This is a genomic window from Actinomyces bouchesdurhonensis, from assembly GCF_900128465.1.
GTDB lineage: Bacteria > Actinomycetota > Actinomycetes > Actinomycetales > Actinomycetaceae > Pauljensenia > Pauljensenia bouchesdurhonensis.
On the sequence record NZ_LT635870.1, the window covers coordinates 1 to 1,077 of the forward strand.

Sequence of the window (1,077 nt, forward strand, 5' to 3'; positions counted from 1 at the left end):
ATGGAGAGCAGGTGCTTCATGACGCGCTCGCGCGGCACGGCGTCGCACTTGGTGGCCACCGCGATGATGGGCCGTTTGATGCCGCGCAGCTCGCGGGCGATGAACTGGTCGCCGGGGCCGATGCGCTGGTCGGCGGGCAGGCAGAAGAGCACGACGTCGACCTCGGAGAGGGCCTCGCGCACCATGTCGTTGAGGCGCTTACCGAGCAGCGTGCGCGGCCGATGGTATCCGGGGGTGTCCACGAGGACCAGCTGGTAGTTATCCCCGTGCACGATGCCGCGGATGTTGTGGCGCGTCGTTTCGGGGCGCCCGGACGTAATGGCGATCTTGCGCCCGACCAGTGCGTTCGTCAGGGTCGACTTGCCGACGTTGGGGCGCCCGACGATGGAGACGAAGCCGGCGCGGAAGTCCTCGGGGAAGTCCGGTATTTCGATGGTCGCGGCCGCGTCCTCGCGTAGGGATGCCAGCGAGGTCAGCGCCTCGAAGGCGTCGAGGTCGGCGTCTTCCTCGTCCTGAAGGCCCTCGAGGTCGGCGTCTTCCTCGTCCTCCTCAGAGTCGTCGGATTCCTCAGAGTCGTCGGATTCCTCAGAGTCGTCGTCGCCAGCCTCAGCCCCGGCCTCGTCCGAGGTCTCGCCGAGGCCGGCCTCGATCTGGGCGCGAGCGTCGGCTTCCGGGTCGGCGGCGTCGGATGCCACCTCGATGCGCGCGTCCCCGAGGGCGTTGGGGCCGGCCATGAGTTCGTCGTCGGAGGGGAATCGCATGTCAGTTGTCCTTGTCGTCGGCGGGGCTGGGGTCGGTGATGAGCGCAGAGTCGAGGTCGAGGCGGCACAGGATCGTGGAGACTTGGCGGCGGCGCCCGCGCGCCTCTTGAGCCGTCATGAGCACGCCGGCGAGTGTACCGGTCGCGCCGGGCAGCGGAACCTTGCCGATGGCTTTGGCGAGCAGGCCGCCGACGGAGTCGACGTCCTCGTCCTCGATCTCGCGGCCGAGGAGCTCGCCCAGCTCGGAGATCGGGTATCGCGAGGGGACGCGCCAGACGCCCGGCTCTGTTTCCTCGGGCTCGATCGAGTGGCGGTC

General features: G+C 69.1%; 2 protein-coding genes. Both read right to left on the reverse strand.

Going from position 1 to position 1,077, the window contains the following annotated elements; genetic code table 11:
- A partial coding sequence (gene era / locus BQ7477_RS10610; protein WP_073983874.1) for a GTPase Era occupies nt 1-761 on the reverse strand: 761 nt, incomplete at its 3' end.
- Between the two features lies 1 nt (nt 762).
- A partial coding sequence (locus BQ7477_RS10615; protein ID WP_277352398.1) for a transporter associated domain-containing protein occupies nt 763-1,077 on the reverse strand: 315 nt, incomplete at its 5' end.